At 75.6% G+C, this 25358-nt stretch carries 23 protein-coding genes; 11 read left to right on the top strand and 12 right to left on the bottom strand.

Annotated elements, in window-relative coordinates; all coding sequences use genetic code 11:
• Positions 1-25 precede the first annotated feature (25 nt).
• From AB0B20_RS16575 to AB0B20_RS16555, 5 genes are all read right to left on the bottom strand, one after another.
• Positions 26-1252, bottom strand: a complete 1227-nt coding sequence (locus AB0B20_RS16575; RefSeq protein WP_357471524.1) for a hypothetical protein — start codon at positions 1250-1252, stop codon at positions 26-28.
• A 54-nt stretch (positions 1253-1306) separates the two neighbouring features.
• The gene (locus AB0B20_RS16570; protein WP_357471521.1) at positions 1307-2926 is read right to left on the bottom strand and encodes a serine/threonine-protein kinase; all 1620 of its coding nucleotides are present in this window, start codon (positions 2924-2926) and stop codon (positions 1307-1309) included.
• A gap of 291 nt (positions 2927-3217) precedes the next feature.
• Positions 3218-5005 carry a hypothetical protein gene (locus AB0B20_RS16565; protein WP_357471518.1) on the bottom strand — a complete coding sequence of 596 codons (1788 nt, stop codon included), beginning with the start codon at positions 5003-5005 and terminating at the stop codon, positions 3218-3220.
• Positions 5006-5047: 42 nt separating this feature from the next.
• A complete protein-coding gene (locus tag AB0B20_RS16560) occupies positions 5048-5488 on the bottom strand; it encodes a DUF4395 domain-containing protein (protein ID WP_357471515.1) in 441 nt (146 codons plus the stop codon).
• 114 nt (positions 5489-5602) lie between these two features.
• Entirely contained in the window at positions 5603-6052 is a 450-nt protein-coding gene (locus AB0B20_RS16555; protein WP_357471512.1) for a thioredoxin family protein, read from the bottom strand.
• 211 nt (positions 6053-6263) lie between these two features.
• On the opposite strand from AB0B20_RS16555, the gene AB0B20_RS16550 reads away from it, so the two are divergent.
• The 3 genes from AB0B20_RS16550 (at position 6264) to dinB (ending at position 12129) form a co-directional block, all read left to right on the top strand.
• On the top strand, positions 6264-7403 hold the full coding sequence (locus AB0B20_RS16550) for an N-acetylmuramoyl-L-alanine amidase (RefSeq protein ID WP_357471509.1): 1140 nt from the start codon (positions 6264-6266) through the stop codon (positions 7401-7403).
• 256 nt (positions 7404-7659) lie between these two features.
• A complete protein-coding gene (locus AB0B20_RS16545) occupies positions 7660-10845 on the top strand; it encodes a penicillin acylase family protein (RefSeq protein WP_357471505.1) in 3186 nt (1061 codons plus the stop codon).
• A gap of 96 nt (positions 10846-10941) precedes the next feature.
• A complete protein-coding gene (gene dinB / locus AB0B20_RS16540) occupies positions 10942-12129 on the top strand; it encodes a DNA polymerase IV (RefSeq protein ID WP_357471502.1) in 1188 nt (395 codons plus the stop codon).
• A 5-nt stretch (positions 12130-12134) separates the two neighbouring features.
• Here the strand turns inward: dinB and AB0B20_RS16535 are convergent, their stop codons facing one another.
• Positions 12135-12848, bottom strand: coding sequence for an RraA family protein (locus tag AB0B20_RS16535; RefSeq protein ID WP_357471499.1), 714 nt, complete (start codon positions 12846-12848; stop codon positions 12135-12137).
• Positions 12849-12951: 103 nt separating this feature from the next.
• Positions 12952-13704 (bottom strand): dienelactone hydrolase family protein, encoded by a 753-nt coding sequence (locus AB0B20_RS16530; RefSeq protein ID WP_357471496.1) that lies wholly within the window; start codon positions 13702-13704, stop codon positions 12952-12954.
• Positions 13705-13839: 135 nt separating this feature from the next.
• On the opposite strand from AB0B20_RS16530, the gene AB0B20_RS16525 reads away from it, so the two are divergent.
• Positions 13840-14235, top strand: a complete 396-nt coding sequence (locus tag AB0B20_RS16525) for a DUF2267 domain-containing protein (RefSeq protein WP_357471492.1) — start codon at positions 13840-13842, stop codon at positions 14233-14235.
• On the opposite strand, the gene AB0B20_RS16520 is transcribed toward AB0B20_RS16525, so the two are convergent.
• The gene (locus tag AB0B20_RS16520) at positions 14229-15158 is read right to left on the bottom strand and encodes a diacylglycerol kinase family protein (protein WP_357471489.1); all 930 of its coding nucleotides are present in this window, start codon (positions 15156-15158) and stop codon (positions 14229-14231) included. The genes AB0B20_RS16525 and AB0B20_RS16520 overlap by 7 nt on opposite strands.
• A gap of 112 nt (positions 15159-15270) precedes the next feature.
• Here AB0B20_RS16520 and AB0B20_RS16515 point away from each other — a divergent pair, with 112 nt between their 5' ends.
• From AB0B20_RS16515 to AB0B20_RS16490, 6 genes are read left to right on the top strand one after another with little or no spacing between them, the layout of a single operon-like run.
• Positions 15271-16977: a sugar ABC transporter permease gene (locus tag AB0B20_RS16515; RefSeq protein ID WP_357471486.1), complete on the top strand. Its 1707-nt coding sequence runs from the start codon at positions 15271-15273 to the stop codon at positions 16975-16977.
• Positions 16978-17024: 47 nt separating this feature from the next.
• Entirely contained in the window at positions 17025-17576 is a 552-nt protein-coding gene (locus AB0B20_RS16510) for a hypothetical protein (protein ID WP_357471483.1), read from the top strand.
• Between the two features lie 8 nt (positions 17577-17584).
• Positions 17585-18133 carry a hypothetical protein gene (locus tag AB0B20_RS16505; protein ID WP_357471480.1) on the top strand — a complete coding sequence of 183 codons (549 nt, stop codon included), beginning with the start codon at positions 17585-17587 and terminating at the stop codon, positions 18131-18133.
• A gap of 8 nt (positions 18134-18141) precedes the next feature.
• Positions 18142-19143, top strand: a complete 1002-nt coding sequence (locus AB0B20_RS16500) for a hypothetical protein (RefSeq protein ID WP_357471477.1) — start codon at positions 18142-18144, stop codon at positions 19141-19143.
• A gap of 15 nt (positions 19144-19158) precedes the next feature.
• Positions 19159-19563 carry a hypothetical protein gene (locus tag AB0B20_RS16495; RefSeq protein ID WP_357471474.1) on the top strand — a complete coding sequence of 135 codons (405 nt, stop codon included), beginning with the start codon at positions 19159-19161 and terminating at the stop codon, positions 19561-19563.
• Positions 19564-19611: 48 nt separating this feature from the next.
• Positions 19612-22353, top strand: a complete 2742-nt coding sequence (locus AB0B20_RS16490; protein WP_357471471.1) for a LuxR family transcriptional regulator — start codon at positions 19612-19614, stop codon at positions 22351-22353.
• A 5-nt stretch (positions 22354-22358) separates the two neighbouring features.
• Here the strand turns inward: AB0B20_RS16490 and AB0B20_RS16485 are convergent, their stop codons facing one another.
• Entirely contained in the window at positions 22359-22937 is a 579-nt protein-coding gene (locus tag AB0B20_RS16485) for a TetR family transcriptional regulator C-terminal domain-containing protein (RefSeq protein ID WP_357471466.1), read from the bottom strand.
• A gap of 70 nt (positions 22938-23007) precedes the next feature.
• Between AB0B20_RS16485 and AB0B20_RS16480 the strand changes: the two genes are divergently transcribed.
• On the top strand, positions 23008-23553 hold the full coding sequence (locus AB0B20_RS16480) for a hypothetical protein (RefSeq protein WP_357390888.1): 546 nt from the start codon (positions 23008-23010) through the stop codon (positions 23551-23553).
• Between the two features lie 33 nt (positions 23554-23586).
• Here the strand turns inward: AB0B20_RS16480 and AB0B20_RS16475 are convergent, their stop codons facing one another.
• The 3 genes from AB0B20_RS16475 to AB0B20_RS16465 are packed head-to-tail and all read right to left on the bottom strand — an operon-like array spanning position 23587 to position 25335.
• Positions 23587-24405, bottom strand: a complete 819-nt coding sequence (locus AB0B20_RS16475) for a Sir2 family NAD-dependent protein deacetylase (protein WP_357471462.1) — start codon at positions 24403-24405, stop codon at positions 23587-23589.
• Complete coding sequence (locus AB0B20_RS16470; RefSeq protein WP_013286479.1) at positions 24402-24689, bottom strand: DUF1905 domain-containing protein; 288 nt, start codon at positions 24687-24689, stop codon at positions 24402-24404. The genes AB0B20_RS16475 and AB0B20_RS16470 overlap by 4 nt, the downstream gene beginning before the upstream one ends.
• A gap of 4 nt (positions 24690-24693) precedes the next feature.
• Positions 24694-25335 (bottom strand): DUF998 domain-containing protein, encoded by a 642-nt coding sequence (locus tag AB0B20_RS16465; RefSeq protein ID WP_357390892.1) that lies wholly within the window; start codon positions 25333-25335, stop codon positions 24694-24696.
• Between the last annotated feature and the right edge of the window lie 23 nt (positions 25336-25358).

Below are 25358 nucleotides of genomic sequence, written 5' to 3'. Positions count from 1 at the left end.
CGGACCCGCGCGCGGGGAAACGCGGTCAGCCGCCGGGGCAGCGGTAGACGACCCGGGTGCTGGCCTGCGTCGGCGCCGGTTCGATGATGTTGACGGTGGCGATCGCGGCGGTCGCCCCGACACCGCTGAACGTCCACTTGAGCGTGAGGGCGGCGGTCTGCTGCCCGCTGCCGACCCGTTCGGTGAGCACGGCGCCGGGCTGCGCGCCGGTGCGGAACCACTGGTAGCGGATCGTCCCGCCGCGCCCGTTGGTGCGCACCGTGGCGACCACGTCGACTGTCACGTCACAGGCCACCCCGGCCGGCCGGGACACCGCGACGGTGACCCCCTCGACCTCCAGCGGATGCAACCGCTGCCACAGGTAGAGGCCGGCCGCCAGCAGCAGCGCCGCGGTGAGCAGCGTGGACAGCACCGAGACGACGCGTCGCCAGACCGGACGCGTGCGGATCGGGGGCGCGGTGGGCCACTGCGGCGCGGGCGGCGGCGTCGCCGGCACGCCCGGACCGAAGCGCAGCTCGCCACCCGGGGCCGGCCCGCCACTCACCGCCCGCGCGTCGCCGGGCCGATCCGGGTACGCCCCGCCGTCCGTCGCCGCCGTCCCGGAGTGGTGACCCCGAGGCGGCACGCCGGTGGGTTGCCAGGAGGCGGTGGGCTGCCATGATGCGGTCGGTTCCGCGCCGGGACGCCCCGTCGGGCGCGGGTAGACGGTGGCCTGCCCGGTCGCGTTTCCGGCTGGCGGGCGCATCTGGACCGTCGCCTCGCCCGCGTCGTCTGCCCGGCCTGGGCGCACGTGCACGGTCTGCTCGGCATCGGGCGGCGTCGGCGTGGCCGGGGCGGCGAGGTCTGCGGTGCGGTCGTCCCCGCCGGGGATCGCCGTCAGGTGGACCGTGGGTTCGGCGGTCGGTGGCTGGTCACCCGCAGCCCCGGGGAGGTGGACGGTGGGCTCCGACCTGCCGGTCGCCGCCGGGGTGTCGACGGCGAGCCGGACGGTCGGCTCCGCGTTGTCGATTACCAGCACGGTTGTCGGCTCGGCACCGCCGGCGGGCGGCTCCGCCCGCTCCACGACGAGCGGCACTGTCGGCTCCGCTTTCTCGGCGGTCTGCTCCGCCCGCGTGACGGCGAGCGGGACCGTCGAGTCGGCGTCGGCTCGCGGCCGGACCAGGTGGACGGTGGGCTCGGCGGTGTCCGCGTCACCGGTGATCGGCAGGGCGCGGGTGGGCAGCGCCTCGGTGGGCTCGTCGGGGCGGGTCACGCGGAGGTTCCCCGGGACGGGCCGCGGTGCGGGACGGTGGGCACTGTCGTACTCCTAGCCGGGGGTGCAGTCGTGGTAGAGCGTCACATACACAGGTGACGCCGAGGTGGTCGTGTTGCCGGCGGCGTCGGCGGCGGTGACCCGGATGGGGATCCGGGTGCTGCTCCTGGGCGTGGACAGCGGGCCGAGCGTGCCGGTGAACACGCCGCGCCCGGTGGCGGCCATCCGGATCGTGCCGGTGGCGCCGTCGAGGGTGTAGCCGAAGGTGACGGTGAGCGCGGCCGAGCCACTGCGGTCGTCGGTGACGGTGGCGGTGACGGTGCTGCTCTTGGCGCCGTAGGGGCAGCCCTTCGGGTCCAGCTCCCCCGGATCGGCGCGTACGCCGTCCACAACCGGCGCTGTCACGTCCGGCGGCGGGCTGGTGGTGCGCGACGCGCTGGGGGTGGGCGTGCCGGTGCGGGTCGGCGTTCCGGTCCGGTCCGGCGTGGGCGGTGGCGGCGCGGCGGCCGCGGTGGCCGGGCCGGGTGTCGGCGACGGGCTGGGTGTCTCGGAGCCGGTCGGGTCCGGTGCGGGCGTGCCGGCGGCGGTGGCGGGAGCAGCGCTCGCCGGGCCGGTGGGGCCGGCAGCGGAGGTGCCGTCGTTGGCGGCGTAGCTGTAGCCGGCGCCACCGGCCAGGACGGCGGCGACCAGGGTGCCGGCGGCCAGAGCGGTACGGGCGCGGCCCTGACGGAACCGTCCGCCCCGGCCGGTGGTCGTGCCGAGTTCGGTGTGCGCGACGGCGGTGGCGCCCCCGGCCCGCTCGGGGAACGGCCACAGCGCGGCGAGCAGCGCGGCCCGCCGGGCGAGCTCCCGCAGCCCGCGTTCCTCCCAGTCGGGGCCGTACCCGATGCCGGCGACCCGTTCCAGCAGGTCCAGGAACGCCTCGGCGGTCGGCGGGCGGTCGTCGGGGCGTTTGGCCATGCCGTGGCGCAGCAGCTCGTGCACCGGCGGGGGCGCCGCCTCGGCGGGGATCGGTGCGCCGGCGTGCTGGTCGCGCAGGGAGAGCAGGTCCGGTCCCTGGTACGGGGGCCGGCCGGTGAGGCACTCGAAGAACGTGGCGGTGGCGGCGTAGACGTCGCACGCCGGGCTGGCCGGGGCGCCGGTCCACTGCTCGGGGGCCATGTAGCGGGGCGTGCCGGAGACAGTGGCGCCGGAGCCCTGGCCGATCGGCATGGCGATGCCGAAGTCGGCGAGCTTGCTCAGCCCGGTGCCGGTGACCAGGACGTTCTCCGGCTTGTAGTCACGGTGCACGACTCCGTGGGCGTGCGCGGCGGCCAGGCCGGCGAGCGAGCCCTTGAGGACGCAGAGCGCGGCCTCGGGCGTGGTCGGGCCGTGTTCGCGCAACATCTGGCGCAGCGAGACCCCGTCGACCAGCTCCATCACGATGGCCGCGCCGTGCGGGCTCTCCACGTACTCGTAGAGGCGGCTGACGTGCGGGTCGTCGATCTCGCCGAGCAGCCGGGCCTCGGTGCGGAACGCGGTCCGGAACGCCGAGTCCGCGCCCAGGTCGCGGACCAGGTACTTGATCGCGACCGGGGTGCCGGTCGGGTCGTGGGTGGCGAGCACGACGCTGCCCGACGCGCCGGCGCCGAGCCGGCGGACCGGCGTGTATCCGGACAGTTCCCAGCCGCTCATGCGACAGACTCCACGGCGTCCCACGGGCGGATGTCGGGTGCCGCCTCGGTCGTCATTCTCACCGCGCCACGGCCGTCGGCCATCGCCGCAACGGCTGCTTCCGGACGCCGGTCGGCGCCCGGTTCCCGGTACGGCGCGGCACCGCACGGCAGTTGGTCGTTATCGGACACACCGTCACGAGTACCAGACCCCGGCAACCGCCCTCACCTTGTTGATCATGAAGTTGGCCGGGGACAAAGAGGACGGAGATCGCCGCCACCTTCATGGTCGACGGGCTGGGGCCGGGGGCGGTCAGAAGCGGCGGGCTGGGGGGATGCCTGCGGGTGGAGGGGTGCGGAGCAGCCAGAGGGGGTTGCTCGCGCCTACTATCTCCCCGTCGCGGTCGCGGATCTGGGTACGCACGTACGTGCCGGCGCCGACGCGCACCGGCAGGTCGTGCCAGCCCTGCCGCAACTGCCGCCAGGCAACCTGCCCGACCCGGACCGCCGGTGTCGGGTCCGCGACACCGGCCCGGTCGACCGCGCCGGTGACCGTCTCCAGCGTGGCCCCGGCCGGCAGGTCGGTGGCGCGCAGCCGCACCGTGACGGCCTCCTCGGCGAGCACGGCGAGGGCGCCCATGGCGCTGCGGCCGCCCAGTTCCAGGTCCAGCGCGCCCCGGTAGCCGGCCAGGTCGGCGAACCACGCCTGCCCGGCGCGCAGCGCCGCGACCAGGTCGTCCCGGCCGGTCGAGGCCGCCCAGACCGATGTGACGTTCCGGTCCCGGCCGGCCCGCCAGTCGGTGCCGTCGTGGTCGTCGGTGACTCCCACGGCGGTGAGCGGAATCGCGTTGCGGGCCGCCACGTCGTACGCCCACAGGTGCTCCTCGACCGGTCTCCGGCCGATCTCGATCAGGTCGACGCCGAGCGCGTCGCGGCTCACCAGCAGCCGGGCCAGCGACTCGCGGCGCTCCGCGTCCAGCGGGTGGTTCCAGCAGACCACGCCGCCGTGCGAGTGCAGGAACTCCACCATCTTCTCGGTGGCGTCGACGTCGTTGTCCCGGTACGGCGGGGACGGGAAGCGCGGCAGCGTGCCGTCACCGCCGAACCAGTTGAGGTGCCGCACCATGGACACCTCGTACGCGCGGTGGTGGGTGACGCCGGGATACGCCCCGTCGTAGCCGCGCAGCACCTCGGCGCGCAGTTCCTCTCCCGCCTGCCCGGCGCGGCGGGCCCGGTCGAAGACGAGCCGGTCCACCAGATACGCGCCGCGCGCGCCACCGGTCACCGTCACGCCGAGGCGCAGCCCGCGCAGCGAGTTGTCCCCGGCGACCAGGTCCGGCCACAGCCGACGTACGTCGGCGAGCAGGTCGAACGTGTGCCGCCGCCAGGCGCCGGCCGGGGCGGGCAGTTCCACAGTGCCGTGCCGGCCGTCGACCGTGTGCCGGGTCGTGTCCACGCCACCGAGGCGGTAGCGCAGCACGAGCTGCCCGGCGGGCCGGCCGGGTCCGGCCGGGTGGTGCGAGAGCGCCAGCTCCACGGTGAGCGTGGCGTCCCGGCCGGCCGCCTCGGGGCGTACGTCGAGGTGCAGTGTGGTGTCGGAGATGTTGGAGGTGTGCGTCCAGTTCCACGCCTTGCCCGCGTACCAGTGGGTGCCGGCACCGGCGGCGGTGAGGCGCAGCGCGCGGCCCGGGCCGTCGGGGGCGTCCGGCACGTCCACGAAGTCGGCGGCCGGGGCGGACAGGCGCCCCTCGGTGGCCGGCTGCCAGGTCCAGGCCAGGCCGCCCTCGCGTTCCTCCGGCCCGTCGAAGTGGACGACGCGGCGGTGGTCGTGGGCGGCGACCCGGAAGTCGTGGTCGGTCCACCAGAGCACGTCGACGCCGTTGCGGCGGGCCTGGTCGAGGTGGGCGGCGTAGCTGGCAACGCCCTCGCTGAACGAGGCGTGCAGGTGCATCGCCATGCTGACCGGCCGCCGGCCGCGCGGCGGGGGCGGCGGCCGGTCGCTGGTGGCGGCCAGCCCGACCGGCACGCCGATCCCGGCGACCGCCAGCCCACCGGCGGCGACGAGCAGGCTACGCCGGTCCAGCCGTCCACGACCCGCCATGCCGCTCCCCCATCCCGCCGGGGCCAGCGTACGTGCGGAACATCAGCGCGGGGGTACCGCCACCCGGGCGGCGAGCGGGCGCCCGGCCAGCCGCCGGATCGCCAGGTACGCCTCGCAGCCGAGGCAGAGCCCGAACGCGGCGTTTCCGAAGGCAGCGGCCAGCGCGGCGCCGGTGGCGGCCAGGCCGAGCGCGGGCAGTCCGGCGAGCCAGCCGGCCGCGCCGACGACGCTGAAGACCAGGCCGACGACCTGGGCGAAGCGCACCGGCGCGACCGGCTCCAGCTCCGTCGGAGGGTCCAGCCGGGGCGCCACCAGGGCGCGGAACAGCAGGCCGTACGGGCCGAGGCGCGGGTTGAGCGCGGTCAGCGCGAACACGACGGCCTGGGCGAGCAGGAGCAGCCCGGAGCCGGTGACGAGGACGATCGCGAGGACGGCTGTGGTGAGGACGGCGGCGAAGCGCGGTCCCCGGGGGTCGAGCAGCATGGGGTGGGTCCGTTCGTGCGGGGGCGGTCGGTCAGGCGGGACGGACCGGCGCACAGAGGCTCGTGGCGAGCCGCCCGTGGTCCACCACCCGGCGGCGGGTCAGCCGTACGCCGGTCATCGCCCGGCTCCGACGGTGAGCGCGGCGGTCAGGTCGTCGCGGTCGGGCACGCCCGCTGCCCGGCGCACCACGCGGCCGGCCGCGTCCACCACCAGCACGGTCGGGGTACGCCACACGTCCAGTTCCCGGGCCGCGTCGAGGTGTTCGTCCACGCCGACCTCCAGCACGGTCACGCCGTCGTGGCGGGCGGCGACGTCGGCGAGCACCCGGCGGGCGGCCCGGCAGGGCGCGCAGACCGGGGCGGAGAACTGCACCAGCGTGACCTCGCCGGGGCGTACCCCGAGGGCGGTGAGGGTGGCCCGGTGCGGCGCCCCGGCGGCGGTCGATGGGCGATTCCGGACGGCGCGCAGCCGCCCGTCGTGGCGGCGGCGCCACCAGCCGAACGCGGTGGCGGCCGCGAGCACCGCGACGAGCACGACGATCCCGGCCGGGCTGGGCGACTGCATCGGCCCAGGCTGCCACGGCAGGTAGCGGAAGGACATGGTCCGTCCCGGTCAGCGGATGTGAGATCGCCTACTCCGGCGGTAGGAACGGCCGACGAACGTCGCTTTTGTCCTCTGGCGCACCGCGCGCGCTTGGCAATATTCTCCACCACGCGCGCATTCCTTGCAGTTCCTTTACATCGCCCGGCGCGGGTCGGGCCATCGAGGAGGCGAGATGCACTTCGACCACCCCGAGCTGGACCGCCGTACGCTGCTGCGGGCCGGCCTCGGCGCCGCCGCGGTCGCGGTCGCGGTCGTCGGGAGCGAGCTCGCCCTGCCGGCCGCCGCGCAGGCGGCGCCGGGCGCGGACCTCGACTGGATCATCAGCTGCGACGGGTGGGCCGCCCGCCCGCCGGCCGACCCGCTCTCGGTGAGCGCGATCCCGACCAACAAGATCATCGTGCACCACATGGCGTTCCCGAACGTCACCGACTACTCCGAGGAGCACGCCAGGCAGCTCGCCCGCGACTGCCAGGACCTGCACATGGACGGCAACGGCTGGTCCGACACCGGGCAGCACTTCACGGTGAGCCGCGGCGGTCACGTCCTGGAGGGACGGCACGGCAGCCTGGACCGGCTGCGGGCCGGTGACCGGCAGATGATCGCCGCGCACTGCCCGGGCGAGAACGGGCGGGCCATCGGCATCGAGAACGAGGGCACGTACGTCACCGAGACGCCGCCGGAGGAGCTGCTCGACTCCCTCGCCCGGCTGTGCACCGCGATCTGCCGGCAGTACGGGCTGCACGCGCACGACATCTTCGGCCACTGGGACTTCCGCGCCACACTCTGCCCGGGGGCGATGTTCTACCGCGAGTTCCCGGCGCTGCGCCGCGCGGTGTTCAACGAACTCGGCACCGACCTGGGCGACGCGCCGGCCCGCCGCTGGCCGGACATCTGGCGCTTCGTCGGCGGGCCGGTGGTCCGGGTCGCGCAGTACCTGCTGACGTTCCAGGGCTACACCGTGCCGGTCACCGGCGTGTTCGACGCGGCCACCGTCGCGGCGGTGCAGGACTGGCAGGCCCGCAACGGCATCCCGGTCGACGTCGACGCCACGCTCACGGCGCCGACCTGGGAGACCCTGGCGCCGGAGCTGGACCAGAAGTCGAGCGGGATCCCGGTGACCGCCGCGCAGTTCATGCTCGCCTCCAAGGGCTACGCCGAGGTCGTCCCGACCGGCGAGTACGACCACGCCACCCGCACGGCGGTGAAGGACCTCCAGCGCCTGCACGGACTACCGCCCAACGGCAAGATCAGCACCACCACCTGGTGCGCGCTGGTGGGGGGTGTGGTGCGCCAGTCGTTCCACAAGCACTGACGGCGCACCGGCGGGGAGAGCGGTGGGGGTGGCGACGCGCCACCCCCACCGTGTCGTTGTGGGACGGAAGGCGGCGAAACGTCGGCATTGACAGCTGGTGAACAACGGCTATCCCGGACGCCGGTGATGCGTCGATCATTGCCCGCAGATAGATATGAGTCATTCTCACCTCCGGGCACGACGCCCGGCGCGGAGGCCGAGACGCCGTCAGCCGGGCGTACCGAACGGCCCGACTCCGCGTCCCCGGAGGATCGCCATGCCACGACCCGCCATCCGTGCCCGCCTCGCGGCGCTCACCGCCGCCGCCCTCACCGCGAGCGTCCTGACGGTCACCCCGCCGTCACCGGCGCTCGCCGCCACCACGTTCACCCCCGACGACTACTGCCTCGGCCAGTGCGCCGACATCCTGCCCCCCGGGCAGAACGGCAACGCCACGCTCGCCGGCATCCTGGCCCACCAGGCGCTCGGCACCCGCCCCGCGCACTCAAGCGACCAGCTCGACGAGTACGCCAACCTGGTCTACAACTACGCCGGGCTGACCGACGAGCAGATCGCCCACTTCTACAACGACGCCTCGTTCGGCGTCCCCGACGGGCAGGTCGAGAGCACGATCTCGCCGCGCTCGGACGTCACCATCGTGCGGGACAAGGCCACCGGCGTCCCGCACGTCACCGGCACCACCCGCTCCGGCACCATGTTCGGCGCCGGGTACGCCGGCGCCCAGGACCGGCTCTGGGTGATGGACCTGCTGCGGCACGTCGGCCGCGGCAACGTCAGCTCGTTCGCCGGCGGCGCCCCCGGCAACCGGGAACTGGAGCAGAGCGTCTGGGCCAACTCGCCCTACACCGAGGCGGACCTCCAGGCCCAGGTGGACGCGCTGCGCCTCAAGGGCACCCGGGGCCAGCAGCTCTACACCGACGTGGTCGACTACATCGCCGGCATCAACGCCTACATCGACAAGTCGATCGCCGACGACAACTACCCCGGCGAGTACGTGCTCACCGGCGCCGGGAAGCCGAAGCACTTCACCATGACCGACCTGATCGCCACCGCCGGTGTCATCGGCGGGCTGTTCGGCGGGGGCGGCGGCAGCGAGATGCAGTCCGCGCTGGTCCGGGTGGCCGCCCGCGCCAAGTACGGGCCCACCGAGGGCGACCGGGTCTGGGCGGCGTTCCGCTCGCAGAACGACCCGGAGACCGTGCTGACGCTGCACGACGGGCAGAGCTTCCCGTACGGCGCGACGCCGCCCGGCGCCACCAGCGCGGTGCTGCCCGACGCCGGCACGGTGGTCGCCGAGCCGCTCGCGTACGACGCCACCGGCGGGGCCGCCGCCCGCACCGGCAGCAGCGCCGCCACCAAGGACCTGGTCGGTGGCCTGTCCAACCTGCGGGCACACGGCATGTCCAACGCGGTAGTGGTCTCCGGCCGGCACACCACCACCGGCAACCCGGTGGCCGTGTTCGGCCCGCAGACCGGCTACTTCGCGCCGCAACTGCTCATGCTCCAGGAACTCCAGGGGCCGGGGATCAGCGCGCGCGGCGCCGCGTTCGCCGGGCTGAACCTCTACGTGCTGCTCGGCCGCGGCCAGGACTACGCGTGGAGCGCCACCTCCGCCTCCCAGGACCTGACCGACACGTACGCGGTGCCGCTGTGCACCACCGACGGCAGCGCGCCGACGCTGCGCTCCAACCGCTACCTCTACCGCGGCCAGTGCGTCGCGATGGAGGTGCTGGAGAAGCGCAACTCCTGGTCGCCGACGCTCGCCGACTCCACCCCGGCCGGCGCGTACACGCTGCGCTCGCTGCGCACCAAGTACGGGCTGGTGGCCTACCGTGGGCTGGTGAACGGGCAGCCCACCGCGTTCACCAAGCTGCGCTCCACCTACCGGCACGAGGCCGACTCGGCGATCGGCTTCCAGGCGTACAACGACCCGGCGGCGATGGGCAGCGCGGCGGCGTTCCAGGCGTCCGCGGCCAGCGTCGGGTACGCGTTCAACTGGTTCTACGTCAACTCGACAGAGGCGGCGTACTACAACTCCGGCTCCAACCCGGTCCGCCCGTCCGGGCTCGACCCGAACCTGCCCGCGAAGGCGGAGCCGGCGTACGAGTGGGCCGGCTGGAACCCGGACACCAACGACGCCACGTACGCCCCGGCGTCGACCCACCCGCAGTCGGTCAACCAGGACTACTACGTCAGCTGGAACAACAAGCAGGCGCGCGACTTCGGCGCGGCCGACGGCAACTTCAGCTACGGCGCCGTGCACCGGGGACAGCTGCTCGACGGTCCGGTGCGCGCGGCCATCGCCCAGCGCAAGGTCGGCCGCGCCGACATCGTCCGGATCACCGCCGAGGCGGCGGTGACCGACCTGCGCGGCCAGCAGGTCCTCGGCGAACTGCTGCGGGTGCTCGACAGCACGCCGGTCACCGACCCGGCGCTCGCCGCCGCGGTGAGCAAGCTGCGGGCCTGGCAGCAGGCCGGGTCGCGGCGGGTGGAGACGTCACCCGGCTCGAAGGTCTACCAGCACGCCGACGCCATCCGGATCTTCGACGCCTGGTGGCCGCTGCTGGCCTCGGCCCAGTTCCGCCCCGGCCTCGGCCCCGACCTGTACGGCGCGCTCGTCGGCGCCCTCCAGGTCAACGAGTCGCCCTCGGGCGGCCAGAACGGCGCCCGCGACGGCACCGTGAACTGGGCGGCGCAGGGCCAGGCGCACAAGGGCTCGTCGTTCCAGTACGGCTGGTGGGGCTACGTCGACAAGGACCTGCGTGCCGTGCTCGGCGACCCGGTGGCCGGTGGGCTCGGGCGCACATACTGCGGCAACGGCAACCTGGGCGCGTGCCGGCAGGCGCTGCTCGACACGCTCGGCCAGGCCACGGCGGCGCCGGCGACCACCGTCTACCCGGGCGACTCGTCCTGCGGGGCGGGCGACCAGTGGTGCGCCGACTCGATCGCCCAGTCCGGGCTCGGCGGCATCACCCACCCGCTGATCGCCTGGCAGAACCGGCCCACCTACCAGCAGGTCGTCTCGTTCCCGGCGCGCCGGGGCGACGCGGTGACCAACCTGGCGCAGGGCCGTACCGCCACCGCGTCCAGCACGCAGTTCCTGACCAGCAACACCCCGGCGAAGGCGGTCGACGGCAGCCTCGGCACCCGGTGGGCCAGCAGCTACAACGACAACCAGTGGCTGCGGGTGGACCTCGGCTCGGCCCGCACGATCAGCCGGGCGGTGCTGCGGTGGGAGGCCGCCTACGCCACCGGCTACCGGATCGAGGTCTCCGGTGACGGCAACTCCTGGCAGCCGGTGTTCAGCACCACCACCGGCAACGGCGGCGTCGACAACGTGACGTTCGCCCCGGTCAGCGCCCGCTACGTGCGGATGTACGGCGTCACGCGGGCCACCTCGTACGGCTTCTCGCTCTACGAGTTCGAGGTCTACGGACGGTGACGTCATGCGGACGGCCGGCGGGAGCTCCCGCCGGCCGTCCTCCCGTGTCCGGGCAGGCTACGCACGCGAATCGAACACCTGTGCGAAGATGTCCAGGTGTCGAGCGAGGCCACCATCCTGCACGCCGACCTGGACGCGTTCTACGCCTCGGTCGAGCAGCGCGACGACCCCCGGCTGCGCGGCCGGCCGGTGATCGTCGGCGGCGGCGTGGTGCTCGCGTGCAGCTACGAGGCCAAGGCCCGGGGCGTGCGCAGCGCGATGGGCGGCCGGCAGGCGCGGCGGCTCTGCCCGGACGCCGTCGTCGTGCCGCCCCGGATGGCCGCGTACACGGCCGCCAGCCGGGCCGTGTTCGAGATCTTCCGGCACACCACCCCGCTCGTCGAAGGGCTCAGCATCGACGAGGCGTTCCTCGACGTGGGTGGGCTGCGGCGGCTCGCCGGGCCGCCGGCCGGCATCGCGGCCGCGCTGCGGGAGCGGGTACGCCGCGAGGTAGGCCTGCCGATCACCGTCGGCGTGGCCCGGACGAAGTTCCTCGCCAAGGTGGCCAGCGGCGTGGCCAAGCCGGACGGGCTGCTGGTGGTGGAGCCGGAGCGGGAACTGGCGTTCCTGCACCCGCTGCCTGTCGAACGGCTGTGGGGCGTCGGCCCGGTCACCGCCGCCCGGCTGCGCGAACGCGGCATCCGTACCGTCGGCCAGGTGGCCCGGCTGGACGCGCCGGCGGTGGTGTCGCTGGTCGGCGCGGGCGCCGGCCGGCACCTGCACGCCCTGGCGCACAACCGTGACCCCCGGGCGGTGCGGGTGGGCCGCCGCCGCTCGTCGATGGGCGCGCAGCACGCGCTGGGACGCGGGCCGCACTCCCCCGCCGACCTGGACGCGGTGCTGGCCGGCCTGGTCGACCGGGTCACCGGGCGGATGCGCGCCGCCCGGCGCACCGGCCGCACCGTGACGCTGCGGCTGCGCTTCGCCGACTACACCCGGGCCACCCGGTCGCACACGCTCGACGAGCCGACCGCGCAGACCGGGCCGCTGCGGACCGCCGCCCGTGACCTGCTGCGCGCCGCGCTGCCGCAGATCGCGGAACGTGGTGTCACGCTGCTCGGCGTCTCGGTGGGCAACCTCGGCGGCGGGCACACGCAGCTCGCCCTGCCGTTCACCGCCGACCCCGGCCCGGCGCTGGACGCCGCCGTCGACGCGGTGCGGGACCGCTTCGGATCACGGGCGCTGACCCGCGGCGTGCTGCTCGGCCGCGACCCCGGCGTCGAAACGCCCCGGCTGCCGGACTGACCGGGTCACTCCTCGATCGCGCCGCCCACCGCGCGCAGGTGCGCCCGGAACGTCAGCGCCGGGTCGGCCGTCCGGGCCGCCAGGTACGCGGCGAACCCGACCTGCTCGCGCAGCGACTGCCCGGCCCGGATCCGGTCGGCCTGCCGCCGCTCGGTGTCCCGGATGGACTCGGCCAGGCCGAACAGCTCCCCGGCCCGGTCGGCGGGTACGAACAGCACGCCGTCGTCGTCGGCCAGCGCCAGATCCCGCGGGCCGACTGTGAACGGGCCGACCCGGGCGTGCTCCAGCGCCCCGTCCGGGCGCGGGTCCAGTTCCAGCGGCCCGCTCGGGGTGGCGCCGAGGCTGAACACCGGCAGGCCGACCGCGACCAGGTCGGCGGTGTCGCGGTGCGCGCCCCACACCACCAGCCCGGCCAGGCCGGCGGCCCGCGCCTCCAGCACCACCAGGTCACCGACGCAGGCCCGGTCGGTGCGCCCGCCGTCGTCGACGACGAGCACGTCCCCGTCGGCGGCCTGCTCGATCGCCTCCAGGAAGACGTCCACGCTGCCGGCGTGCCGGGCCGGGCGCACCGGGCCGGCCAGGCGCCGGCCGGGCAGCACCGGGACGACGGCGGCCGGGGCGCAGCGGACGGCGACGCCGGCGCGCAGGCAGGCGTCGGCGACGTGGGCGGTGCTCAGCGCGGCGAAACGCGTGGCCGGCTCGTCGTGACGGATGTCCATACGCCGACGCTAGCCAGCCGCGGCGGCGCGGGCAGGTGCCAGTCGGCACCCGGTGGCCTGCGGGTCCGGCGGGCCGCCCCCGGGTTCCCGGCGCCGTGGCGGGTCAGCGCCCGAACGTGCGGTCGAGCAGGTCGAACAGGGCCGTCCAGTGCCGCCGCGTGGCCGGCTCGTCGTACATCGGGGTGTCCGACTGGGTGTAGCCGTGGCGGGCGCCGGCGTACACCTCGGAACGGTAGGTCACACCGGCGGCGTCCAGCGTCTTCTCCAGCGTGGCGATCTGCTCGGCGGTCATCGACGGGTCGGCGTCGGCGTGCCCGAAGTACAGTTCGCCGGTCACCGCGCCGACGGCCAGGTGCGGGCTGTCCGGGGCGTCGGTGACCACCCGCCCGGCGTGGAACGCGGCCACCGCGGCGATCCGGTCCGGGAGCGCCTCGATCGCCCGCAGCGCGTTCGTGCCACCCATGCAGTAGCCGGTGATCACCGCCGGGCCCGGCGCGACATCCGGGCGGGCGGCGAGGAAGTCCAGGTAGGCGGCGGTGTCGCGGGCCACCGCATCCGGCGTCAACGCGGCCATCATCGGCCCGATCCGCTCGAACAGGGCGCCCCGGCGGCTGTCGTCGGCGAGCGCGCCGAGGTCGACCAGCGGCGCGCGCCCGGAGCGGTGGAACAGGTTGGGGGCCAGCACCACGTAGCCGCGTGCGGCGATCATGGCGGCCATCTCCGCCACCCGGGGCCGCAGCCCGAACGCGTCCATGAACAGCAGGACGGGCGGGAAGGGCCCGGCGGCCTCCGGCACGGCCAGATAGGCGTCGGCCGTCCCGTCCGGGGTGGGCACGTCCACGGTCGTCGGCTGCACTGTCGGGGCCTCCTCGCTGCGGGTTCGCGCTGCACGCTACCCGGGCTCGGCGACGCCGGCACCCCGAGGGCTGACCGGCCGTTTGCGGAGGTCCAGGGCGGGAATCCCGCACTCCCGGCGGAGGAAGGCGGCGAGATGGACCATGATCAGTTCATCGACGCGGTGGCCCAGCGGTGCGGCGCGTCCACCGAGCAGGCCACCGCGATCACCCGGGCCACGTTGACCACGCTGGCCGAGCGCGTCGACGGCGGGGAGGCCCGCGACCTCGCGGACCGGCTGCCGGAGGCGCTCCGGGCGTACGCGTTCGGCCCGGTCGAGGACGCCGAGCCGTTCGGGCTCGACGTGTTCGTGGAGCGGGTGAGCGGGCGCGCCGACGTGGACGCCGACGCCGCCCGGGACGGGGTCACCGCGGTGTTCGACGTGCTGCGCGACGCCGTCGACCCGGCCGCCTACGCCCAGGTCGTCGGGCAACTCCCGGCCGAGTACGGCGAGGTCGCCGACCAAAGCGCCAGGTATCTGACCGGTCAGTGATCCGGGCTGTCCGGGCGGGCCATCAGCCGCAGCGCGTTCGGGTCCAGGCCGATGCGGACCGGGGTCCGCCCGTAGGGCTCGCCGTCGACCTCGATGCGGGCCGGCCGGTCGGTGTCCAGCCACAGCTGGCGTACCGCCAGGAACGGCTCCTCGCCGAGCGTGCGGCGGTGGCCGGCCGCCGCGTTGCGCGCTGTCTCGCGCAGCAGCCCGCGCCGGGTCGGCCCACCCACCGGGTACGCGACCAGCAGCCGGTCGTCGGCGGTGGCGTCGGCGGTGATCGGGCGGCCGGCGTGGAAGCCGCCGTTGGCCACGTACACCTGGTGGGTGGTGAACGTGTGCTCACGGCCCTCGGCGCGGACCGTCACGGCCAGCGGCCGGTGCCGGGCCAGCAGCCCCAGCCCGGTCAGCGGATACGCGAGCCGCCCGGCGACCCGTTTCAGCCGCGGCGGCGCGGCCCGCATGATGTCGGCGGACAGCCCGATCCCGACGTGGTTGGTGAACCGGGTGTCACCGATCAGGCCCAGGTCGACGTCGATCACCTTCCCGTCGGTGAGGATGCCGATCGCGGCGTCCAGGTCGAGGGGGACGCCGACGGTGCGGGCGAAGTTGTTCGTGGTGCCCAGCGGCAGCAGGCCCATCGCGACGTCCCGGTGGGCGAGCAGCCGGGCCGCCGCGCCGACGGTGCCGTCGCCGCCGCCGGTGACAAGCAGGTCCGGGCCCAGCCCGGCGGCCTCGGCGAGCACCCGGTCCAGTTCGCCGGGCCGGTCCACGGGGTACGCGCCGAGCAGCGTGAACCCGGCCGCGCGCAGGCGCGAGTGGACGGTGTCGTAGAGCCGCCGGCCACGGCGGGAGTGGGCGTTGACCACGAGCGCCGCCCGCCGCCGTTCCCGGATCGCGGTGGTCAGCTCCCGTTTGGTCCGCACGGTGGCGACCCTATCCGCCCCCGGGGGGCAGCGGGCCGACGCGCTGCCGGCATTGACCGGATCGGTTATCGTCGCGGCGGCCGTGATCGTCGATCTTCGAGGGGATGCCCAGATGAGCCAGCCGGCAGCGCCGCAGGCGACAGCGCCAGTGCCCCCGCCCGCACAGCCGAACAGTACGGGCCGGACCCTGATCGGGCTGGCACTGATCGTACCGGCGGCGATCGCCTGGATCTGGTCGTACGTCCTGCCCACGCTGTCCACTGTGGCGCGCAGCTTCGAGCAGGACGGGCCGCGCCGCTCGGGCGAGTCGGCGGGTACGGCGAACTACGAGGCCGTGTTCACCGACGGGTTCGTCGGCCAGGTCGGGTTCGCGGTGCTGCTCGGGCTGATCCCGCTGGTGGTGGCGCTGCTCGCCGCGCCGCTGCTCGCCGTCCTCGCCGACCGGGCCGGCCGGGTCGCACGCCTGGTCACCCGGGGCGTGCTGGCCCTGCCGCTCGCCGCGTACGCGCCGGTCGCGGTGTTCCTCGGCCGGCGCGCCGAGGACATCGAGAACGGCACCCTCACCCAGAACCTGCAGTCCCCCCGGACGTTCCTCGCCACGGCGCTGGCACAGGTGACGTTCGGAGTGGTCGTGGCGGTGGCCGCGACGCTCTACCTCAGCGCCCTGCGCCGTCGCGACCCCGACCAGCGGCCCGCGCCCGCCATGCTGGCCGTCGGCGGGCTGCTCGGCCTGGGCGTCCTCGCCGCCGCCGTGCAGACCTACACCGCCCCGACGATCCTGACCGGCGGCGGGCCGCGCGGCGACGACACGGCGACGCCGGTGTTCGCCGCCGCGCAGACCTCGGTCCGGACGATGCGCCTGGGCGTCGGATCGGCCACGTCGACGCTGCTGCTGGTGCTGCTCGGGCTGCTCGGGCTGGCCGCGGTGGCGCTCATCCTGGCCACCCGGCTGCGCATCGAGTTCGACGGCTGGCGGGACCGTCCGGCCGTCCGGGAGGCGGAGTCCTTCTCCAGCCGCCGGCCGCTGCTCGTCGGGCTGACCGCTGTCGCGCTCGTCGTCGTCCTCGGCGTGACCGTCTGGGCGTCGCTGCCGTGGCTGCGCAACTTCTCCGCCGACACCGGGCCCCTGCCCAAGGCGGTCGGGACCGCGAACCTGTTCGCCAACACCTGGGTGCCGCCGCTGCTGTCCACACTCGTCGCGGTCACGCTCGCGGCGGTGGCCGGGTTCGGGATCGGCGCGCTGCGCCCGCTGGGGCGCTACAGCGAACTGCTGCTGGTGCCGTTCGCGCCGTGGTTGTTCGTCGGCATCGGCCCGCTCGCCATCGCCGGTTTCGAACGCACCATGGAACTCGGCCAGCTCGGCCTGTTCCTCGGCCTGGTGCCGCCGACCTGGCTGTCGGTGCCCGCGCTGTTCGCGTTCACGCTGCTGTTCCGGGGCCAGCACGAGCGGTGGCGCTCCGGCGGCGGCGTCGTCCGTACGCTGCTGCTGCCGGCGCTGCCGATGCTGGCCGTGACCGCGTTGCCGACCTGGCTGACGCACGCCCAGTCGCCGCTGTGGGCGACGCTGGTGGGCCGGGGCCCGGACAGCCTCACCGCTCCCGCGCTGGTGAAGATGGTCGCCGATCGCAGTTTCGGCGCCGGGGGCGAGCTTCCGCTGGGCCTGGTCCTGCCGCTGCCCATGCTGATCCTGTTCGTGTTGTTGTTCGTCGCGCTCATGGTCGGCTACGTGGATCGGCTCGCCATCCGGGTGGGGCGGCGCGGCGGCGCGGACGCGCCACCCGCCGGTGCGGGCGAGCCCGTCGGCAAGGTCACCGCATAGGGAAACCCCCGATTACGGGCGGTGACGTCGCGCCTAGCGTCGCGGGCATGGCAACTGACGCGCTCACACCGGTCCGGACCGCCCGTCTCCACCGCGCCCGCCTGGCACTGCCCCTGGTGCTGCTCGCCCTGCTCGCGCCGGCCGGGTGCGACTCCGGCGGCGACGTGCTCGACGGCGGCTCGGCGGGCGCCGTGGCGGGCGAGGACGGCGGCGACCCGGACGCGGGCGCGGTGGACGACGTCCGGCCACCGTGCCCGTTCACCGCCGCCCAGGTCTCCGAACTGGTCGACCGGAAGCTGCGCGACGAGGGCAACTGCTCGTTCGGCGACGGCATCGCCCAGCTGGCGGTCACCACGGCCTCGGCCACCGCCGGCAAGGCCACCTACGACTACCAGCACGAGCAGGCCGGCCAGCAGTACGAGAAGGTCGTCGACCTGGACCGGGGCGAGCGGGGCTACCTCGCGGTCAAGGACGTGCGCGGCGAGGCGGTGCTGATCGACGGCAGGGGCACGTACACGGTGACCATCAGCAGCTTCGGCGGCGGCACGGCCGGCAACGAACAGATCCTGCGTCGCGCCCTCGACGCGATCCCGGCCTGAGCGGGGCCATGCGAACCCGCCGACTGACAGCGCTCGCGCTGGCCGCGATCCTGTTCACCGCGTCCGCCGGCTGCGGCGGCGACGAACCGCCGGCTGCCGGTGGCGCCGCACCCGGTGCGGGCACGCCGGTCGCGGACCCGACCGGGGCGGCGCCGGCCGAGCCGAGCGCCGAACCGGTGGACGGCGCCGCCGATGCGCCGCAGGCGTGCACGCTGGTGTCGAAGGACGACGCCGAGCGCCTCGCCGGCACGCCGCTGGAGGAACCGGTGGTGGCCGGGCAGTCCTGCACCTACACCGGGCCGACGAGCGGGCCGACCGCCCAGGTCGAGGCGTTCGTGGGCGAGGGTGCCAAGAAGTACCTCGACATCGAACGGCAGCTCGGGCACGAGATCCGCGAACTGCCCGGCGTGGCCGACGAGGCGCTGCTCACCTATGAGGCGTTCTTCCTGCGCAAGGGCGACCTGTGGGTCGCGGTGCGGCTGGTGCGGCTCAACGACCCGCAGGAGAACAAGGCGCCGCTGGAACGGCTCGCCCGTACCGTCGCCGGCCGGATGTGAGGCGGCCGGTGCGCGGCCGTCGGCTGCTCGCGGCCGGCGTGGCGGTGCTGCTCGTGGTGACCGGCTGCGGCGGCCCCACGCCGGGCCCGGCCGAAGCGGGCGACGGGGAGCAGCCCCGGTACGGGCAGGCCCCGGCGCCGGGCAAGGACGTCACGCTGCAACCGGACGTGGTGCTGGTCGGTGGCGGCAGCCGGACCGTGCGGTCGGTGAGCCCGGACGGGCTGACCTGGCGGCTCGACCCGGACGCGCGGGACGCCGACCGGCTCGCGCCCGGCCGCGTCATGTTCCTCACCGGACGCGGCGTGGGCCGGGTGCTCGACCTGGCGGAGGACGGCGGCGACCTGGTCGTCACGATCGGGCCGGTCACGCTGACCGAGGTGATCCGGGACGGCACGTTCGGCGGCGACGCCGTCACGCTCGACCGCCCGACCGTCTACGTGGCGGGTGAGCCGTCGTGGACCCGGGAGGTCGCGGCGGCAGGTGGCACGCTCGGCCGCTCCGGTCCGCTCGCCGTCACGCCCGCGCAGCCGCCACCCGCGCCGGGCGGGCAGGCGGGCGCCACCGCCCACGGCTACCGGGTACGGACGTTCTGCTGCGCCGGTGGCGTCGGCACGCACTTCACGTACGACGACGGCGGGCTCCGGCTGGCCGGCACCGTGACACTGACGGTCGGGCGGCCCACCGCGTCGTTCCACCTGGCCATCGGCGCCGGCCGGGTGAACCGGGCCGAACTGGAGATCGGTGGCGGCTTCGGCATCAGGGTGGACTTCACCGCCGGCGTCGACGGCGGGCAGAACCACCGCCGCACGTTCCCGGTCCCGGTCGACATCGCGTTCCCGATCGGGCTGGTCGCCGGCCTGCCGCTGTCGTTCACGGTGAACCAGACGCTCGAGGTGGCCACCGCGTTCGGCGCGCGCCGGGGCACGTTCCGCGGCGCCGGCGAGTACGCGCTCGCGGGCAAGCTCGGGTTCGGCTACGCAGGCGGCCAGGTGGGCTCGCGCGTGACGTAGGGCTTCGCCCGCCGGGTGAGCCTGCTCGACTCGCTCACCGGCGTGCCGGTGGGTGTGATGGGACTGGTCGTCCGGCACGGCGTGCGGTTCACCATGGGGATCAGCGCGTTCCTGTTCACCGCCGGGATCTGGTTCGAGCTGGTCACCTCGTACGGCGCCACGATCGGTTCCGCGCTCGGCGCCCCGTACGCGCTGTGCCGTGGCGTCGGGCTCGGTGTGCGGGCGCGGTTCGGCATCGGCTACCGCATCCTCGAACCCGTCGTCCAGGTGATCAACAAGTTCCTCAGCCTGCTCAGCCCGTCCCGGGCGCCACGGATACCGCCGATAGTGGCGGCGGGCGGGCCGAGCTGGAGCGCCGACGTCTACCGCAACCAGGAGGTGATCCCGCCCGTCTCGATATGCGGACAGCTTCCGGGCTAGGCCGCGCCGACGCTGGGTTCGGGGGCGCGGCTGTGCCACCATCCCGCCATGGACGCCGCACTGGTCGGCCGCGACGCGGTCGTCGAGCGGGTGTGGCGTGCCCTGACCGCCGGTACGCCGGTGCTGCTCGACGGTCCGAGCGGCATCGGCAAGACCGCGCTGTGGCGAGCGGTGGTCGCCCACGCCGGGCGGGCCGGCTGGCGGGTGCTGTCCACCGCGCCCACCGAGGCGGAGACCGCGCTGCCGTACGCGGCACTGGCCGACGTGCTGCGCCCGCTCGCCGACGCCCTGCCGGGGCTGCCCGCGCCGCAACGGGTCGCCGCCGACATGGTGCTGCTGACCGGCGAGCACGACGGCGCGGTGGACGAGCGGGCGGTGGGCGCGGCCACCCGTACGCTGCTCGACGCGGCGGTCACCGGCGCGCCCCGGGTACTGCTCGCGGTCGACGACCCGCAGTGGCTGGACCTGCCGAGCGCCCGGGCGCTGCGGTTCGCGCTGCGCCGGCTGACCCGGTGGCCCGCCGTCCTGGCCACCCACCGCACCGGGGACAGCCCGCCGGTCCCGGTGCCGCTCGGGCTTGACGACGACCCGGCCGGACGGCACCGGCTGCTACGCGCCGACGTACCCCCGCTCCCCCCGCCCGACCTGCACCGCGTCCTGGCGGCCCGGCTCGGCGGCACGCTCAGCCGCCCGCTCACCGACCGGCTGGCCCGCGACGCCGACGGCAACCCACTGCTCGCCATCGAACTGGCCCGGGCGGTGCTGCGGCTGCCCCGCCCGCCCGCGCACGACGAGGACCTCCCCGTACCGTCGTCGTTGCGCCTGCTGCTCGCCGAGACGCTGCGGGCGCTGCCCGGCCCGAGCCGGGACGCGGTGCGGCTGGCCGCGCTGCTGACCGTGCCGACGCCGCGGGACCTGGCGGCGGCGGGCGTGCCGGCCGGGGCGCTGGACGCGGCCGAGGACGCCGGGCTGGTGGTGGTCGCGCCGAGCCGGATCGACTTCGCGCACCCCCGGTACGCGGCGGCGGTGCGCGAGAGCATCCCGCCGGGCGCCCGGCGGCGCCTGCACGCGCTGCTCGCGGCCGCGGTCGCCGACCCCGACGAGCGGGCCCGGCACCTGTCCCGGTGCACCGTCACGCCGGACGCCGCGGTCGCCGCCGACCTGGCCGCCGCGGCGGCCCGGCAGCGGCTGCGCGGCGCGTCAGCGCTCGCCGCCGACTGGTACGACCGGGCGGCCGAGCTGACCCCGCCGGCGGCGACCGCCGACCGGAACCGGCGCCGCCTCGACGCGGTGCAGTGCCGCATCGACAGCGGGGACTACGCGGCGGCCGGCCGGGCCGCCGAGGCGGCGGCCGGCGAGCTGACCGGCGCCGAGCGGGGCGAGGCCCTGCTGTTGCGCGCGCTCGTCGCCTGGTGCGCCGACGACCTGGTCACCGCCGTGCGCGTGGCCGAGCAGGCGCTCGCCGCCGCCGGGCCGGACGGGGACCTGGCCGGGCGCATCCACACCCACCTGACCATGTTCCACGACCAGCCGGAGAGCGCACGCCGGCACGCGCGCGCGGCGATCGCCCGGCTGTCCGACCGGGACGAGCACCGCCCGCTGCTCACCGCCGCGCTGCTGCTGCTGTTCTTCCACGAGGTACGCGCCGGCGGCCCGGCCCCCGTCGACCTGCTGGAACGGGCGCTGGCACTGGAGGCGGGTGAACCGTCCTACCTGGCCGGTTCGGTGCCGGCGATCTGGTGGAAGGCGGTCGACGACCACGACCGGGCGCGGGCCCGGCTGCACCTGATGCTGGACCTGGCGGTGGCGCGCGGCGACGACCCGCTGCGGCACGAGGTGCTCACCCACCTCGGCGAGACGGAACTGCTGGCCGGGCGGTTCGCCGAGGCCGGCACGCACATCGCCGCGGCGCGGGATCTGGGTGAGCAGCTGGGCACCGGGCTGGTGGGCGAGAGCTGGCTGGCCGGCATGCTCGACGCGCACCGGGGACGGCTGGCGCGGGCGGGCGCCGCCGCCGGCGGGTTGCGCCGCGACGACGACCTCGGCGACGCGTGGAGCCGCCGGCTGCACCACCAGCTCACCGGCCTGGTGGCGCTGGCCTCCGGCGAGTGGGCCACCGCCGCGACGGCGTACGGCGCGCTCGCCGCCGACCTGGACGGGTCGGGCATCGCCGAACCGTTGGGGCAGCGCTTCGAACCCGACTGGATCGAGGCGTGCGTGGGCGCCGGTGACCTGGAGACCGCGCACGCCGCGCTGGACCGGCTGGCCCGCCGCCACCGCCGGCTGCCGCGCCCGTGGACGACGCTCGGGCTGGCCCGCAGCCGGGTGCTGCTGGCCGGGGCGACCGGCGCGGACCCGGGCGACGCGCTGGACGCGCTGGCCCAGGCCCGGGCGGCGGTGCCGGAGACGGTGCTGCCGCTGGACCGGGCCCGCTGCCTGCTCGCCGCCGGGCGCGCGTACCGGCGGGTCCGTCGCCGGCGGGAGGCGCGGGCGGCGCTGGACGCGGCGGTGGCCGAGTTCGACGCGCTCGGCGCGTCCGCGTTCGCCGACCGGGCGCGGGCGGAGCTGGGCCGCGTCGGCGCCCGCACCCCGGCACCGACGGCGCTGACCGCGACCGAGGAGCGGGTCGCCCGGCTCGCCGCGCGGGGCCAGACCAACCGGCTCATCGCCGACGCGCTCTACATCAGCCCGAAGACGGTGGAGGCCAACCTGGCCCGGGTCTACCGCAAGCTGGGCATCGCCAGTCGCGCCGAGCTGGGCGCGGCGATGGGCCGCCCGCCGGGCGACTGAGGCGGTCAGGACGCGACGAGCGCGTCCAGGTGCGCGCCGAGCAGTTCCCGGGCACGCCCGGGCGGCATCCGGTCCGGGTAGAGCAGCGTGTGCAACGCGAGCCCGTCGAGCAGGGCGTGCAGCCGGGCGACGGCGTCCTGGTCGGCGGCCGGCTCCCCGGTGACCAGCGTGACGGCGAACTCGGCGGCGCGGCGGATGCCGTCGTCCGCCTCGGCCGTCCGGGCCCGCGCGACCGGGTCGCTCTGGGCGCGCGCGGCGAGCAGCAGCCACACCTCGGCCTCACGGACGCGCTGGCGGTCAAGGGGCAGCAGTTGCTCCAGGATCCGCTGGGCGACCTCACGCGGGCTGCCGGTGCGGTCGCCGGTGGCGATCCGCTCGGCCGCCTCGGCCTGCACGTGCTCCATGGCGAACAGCAGCAGCTCGGTCTGGGTGGCGAAGTAGTGCCGCAGCGCGCTCGGTGACCAGCCGGCCTCGGCGGCGATGCTGCGCACCGTGGCGGCGCCGACGCCGTCGCGGTAGACGACCCGCCACATCGCCCGCGCCAGCTCGGCACGGCGCGCGTCGTGGTCGACGATCTTGGGCACGGGCCCCTCCGGAACCTCGTTGACGGCCGCTGTTACGGTTATCGCACAGCGTACTAAAAAGGGGGGCCGCATGCTCGTCGCAGTGATCGTCGGATGCGAGGTGGCGTTCTGGGTGGTGCTGCTCGCCGGATTGATCGCCCGTTACCCGCTGCGACGGCCCCGCCTCGGCGCCGCCCTGCTGATCGCCGTGCCGGTGGTCGACCTCGTGCTGCTGGCCGCCACGATGATCGACCTGCGCCGGGGCGCGACCGCCACGTTCGCCCACGGCCTCGCCGCCGCGTACCTCGGGTTCTCGGTGGCGTTCGGGCACAGCATGGTGCGCTGGGCCGACCAGCGGTTCGCGCACCGGTTCGCCGGCGGCCCTCCCCCACGCCGGGCACCCCGGTACGGGATGGCGCGGGCCCGGTACGAGTGGCGCGAGTGGGGCAAGGGCATGCTCGGCTGGGCGGTCGCCTGCGCCGTGCTGCTCGCCGGCATAGCCGTGGTCGGCGACACCGACCGCACCGCCGAGCTGTGGGCCTGGGCCGGCCGGCTCACCGTGGTGATGGCCGCCTGGCTGGTGTTCTGGCCGGTCGCCTACACCGTCTTCCCGAAGCGGGCGCCGCGCGACGCGTGACGCTCACCCCTTAGGCGCGGCGGGGCCGGGCGGTCAGATGGCGTCCGGCCAGGCGGCGCGGACCAGTGCGGGCAGCACCTCGCCGGCCGGGCCGCGCAGGTTCACCGCGCAGATCGCGTCCAGCGGCGTCGGCACCGGGTTCACCTGCACCACCGGGACACCGAGGCGGGCCGCGACGAGGGGGATCTCGGCGGCCGGATGGACGAGCGCCGAGGTGCCGACAGTCAGCAGCAGGTCGCACGTGGACGCCGCCTCGACGGCCGCGCTCAGCGCGGCCTCCGGCAGCGCCTCGCCGAACCACACCACCCCGGGACGCACCGGCGCGTCGCAGCCGGCGCAGGCGGGCGGTGTCAGCGGCCCGTCCGGCGGTGCCGGCGCGTGCGGTTCCGGCCCGGCGTGCTGGACCGGCGGGCCGGCGGGTGGCGGCAGGTCGGACGGCAGCGGCGCGGGGCGGGCGCAGGCCGAACAGCGGGGCGCGAACAGGCTGCCGTGCAGGCGTACCGGAGCCGGCACACCACCGCGCTCGTGCAGGTCGTCGACGTTCTGGGTGATCACCACGGTCTTCGGCAGCCGGGCCCGGATCGCGGCCACGGCCAGGTGTCCCGGGTTCGGCCGGGCCCGGCGCACCCCGTGACGGCGTGCCTCGTACCAGCCCCAGACCAGGGCCGGGTCGGTGCGGAACGCGGCGGGGGTCGCCAGCTCCCGCGGGTCGTACCGCTGCCAGAGGCCGGTCTGCGCGTCGCGGAACGTCGGCACACCGCTCTCGGCCGACATGCCGGCGCCGGTGAACACCACCGGACGCCGGGCGGCGGCGAGCAGCCGGCCCGCCTCGGCCAGCTCCGTCCCGCTCACACGTCCACCGTCAGCCGCACGTCGACCCGGTCGCCCAGTTCGATCCCCTCGGCCCGGCGCGCGGCGACGCGCAGCGGCACGACGTAACGGCCGTCCTTGGGCCACAGGGACGTCCGCCAGCCGGTGCCGCCGATGCGCACAGTCACCGGGATCATGCCCCAGCCGTAGGTGACCGACGCGGAGGCGGCCTCGATCGCCGCGCTCTGCTCGTCGGGCACCGTGACGAAGTGGTACGGCGCCGGGCCGCGCCAGAACCACACCTCGCCGCTGAACGCCAGCTCCATCCGGTCAGGATAGGGGCCGGGACCGACGTAACCCGAGCAGCCGCAGCCCGGCCGCCGTCACCCAGGCGAACAACGGGAACACGGCGACACGCTCCATGCCGCCCACCCCGATGCCGGTGTCCACCCGGGACAGGAACAGCACGGTGCCGGCGAGCCCGAGCAGGCCCAGGAGGGCGCTGACCGCCCGCAGCTCGCGCAGCAGCGGCGACCGGCCGAGCGCGGCGGCGAACAACGCCGCGTTGCCGAGCGCGAAGACCAGCAGCGCGCCCAGCACGTGAAAGTTCTCGTCCACGTCCGCCGGATAGGCTCCGGCCAGCACATACCCGAAGCCGGCGGCCACGATCGACACGACGGCGACGGCCGCGGCGCGGCCCGGGCGCAGCGCGCGGTGTGCGAGCGGCGCGCCGAGCGCGAGCAGCAGCCCGGCGCCGACGAACACGGCGTTCATGGCCGGGTGCCACGGCGAGCAGACCGGACGCGGCCGGCTGGTGTCCCACACGCCGCAGGTGACGTTGCCGAGGTCGCTGATGTTGTGCTCAGCCCAGCTGAACCGGGGTTGCTCCCAGGCCAGGCCGACGAGCACGTTGGCGGCCAGGAACGACGCGGTGGCGAGCAGCCAGCAGGCGCCCGCGAGACGGTTTCTCACCCGCCGAGTGCACCGCCTCGGGG

Source organism: Micromonospora sp. NPDC049151, from assembly GCF_040648395.1.
Classification (GTDB): Bacteria; Actinomycetota; Actinomycetes; order Mycobacteriales; family Micromonosporaceae; genus Micromonospora.
This window is presented reverse-complemented; position numbering and strand designations above follow the sequence as displayed.

Bases quoted from the DNA above. Each gene is read 5' to 3' on its own strand.
- AB0B20_RS16570 (WP_357471521.1), bottom strand. From the start codon at position 2,926: ATGAGCGGCTGGGAACTGTCCGGATACACGCCGGTCCGCCGGCTCGGC.
- AB0B20_RS16565 (WP_357471518.1), bottom strand. From the start codon at position 5,005: ATGGCGGGTCGTGGACGGCTGGACCGGCGTAGCCTGCTCGTCGCCGCC.
- AB0B20_RS16560 (WP_357471515.1), bottom strand. From the start codon at position 5,488: ATGCTGCTCGACCCCCGGGGACCGCGCTTCGCCGCCGTCCTCACCACA.
- AB0B20_RS16555 (WP_357471512.1), bottom strand. From the start codon at position 6,052: ATGCAGTCGCCCAGCCCGGCCGGGATCGTCGTGCTCGTCGCGGTGCTC.
- AB0B20_RS16550 (WP_357471509.1), top strand. From the start codon at position 6,264: ATGCACTTCGACCACCCCGAGCTGGACCGCCGTACGCTGCTGCGGGCC.
- AB0B20_RS16545 (WP_357471505.1), top strand. From the start codon at position 7,660: ATGCCACGACCCGCCATCCGTGCCCGCCTCGCGGCGCTCACCGCCGCC.
- AB0B20_RS16535 (WP_357471499.1), bottom strand. From the start codon at position 12,848: ATGGACATCCGTCACGACGAGCCGGCCACGCGTTTCGCCGCGCTGAGC.
- AB0B20_RS16525 (WP_357471492.1), top strand. From the start codon at position 13,840: ATGGACCATGATCAGTTCATCGACGCGGTGGCCCAGCGGTGCGGCGCG.
- AB0B20_RS16515 (WP_357471486.1), top strand. From the start codon at position 15,271: ATGAGCCAGCCGGCAGCGCCGCAGGCGACAGCGCCAGTGCCCCCGCCC.
- AB0B20_RS16510 (WP_357471483.1), top strand. From the start codon at position 17,025: ATGGCAACTGACGCGCTCACACCGGTCCGGACCGCCCGTCTCCACCGC.
- AB0B20_RS16505 (WP_357471480.1), top strand. From the start codon at position 17,585: ATGCGAACCCGCCGACTGACAGCGCTCGCGCTGGCCGCGATCCTGTTC.
- AB0B20_RS16490 (WP_357471471.1), top strand. From the start codon at position 19,612: ATGGACGCCGCACTGGTCGGCCGCGACGCGGTCGTCGAGCGGGTGTGG.
- AB0B20_RS16480 (WP_357390888.1), top strand. From the start codon at position 23,008: ATGCTCGTCGCAGTGATCGTCGGATGCGAGGTGGCGTTCTGGGTGGTG.
- AB0B20_RS16470 (WP_013286479.1), bottom strand. From the start codon at position 24,689: ATGGAGCTGGCGTTCAGCGGCGAGGTGTGGTTCTGGCGCGGCCCGGCG.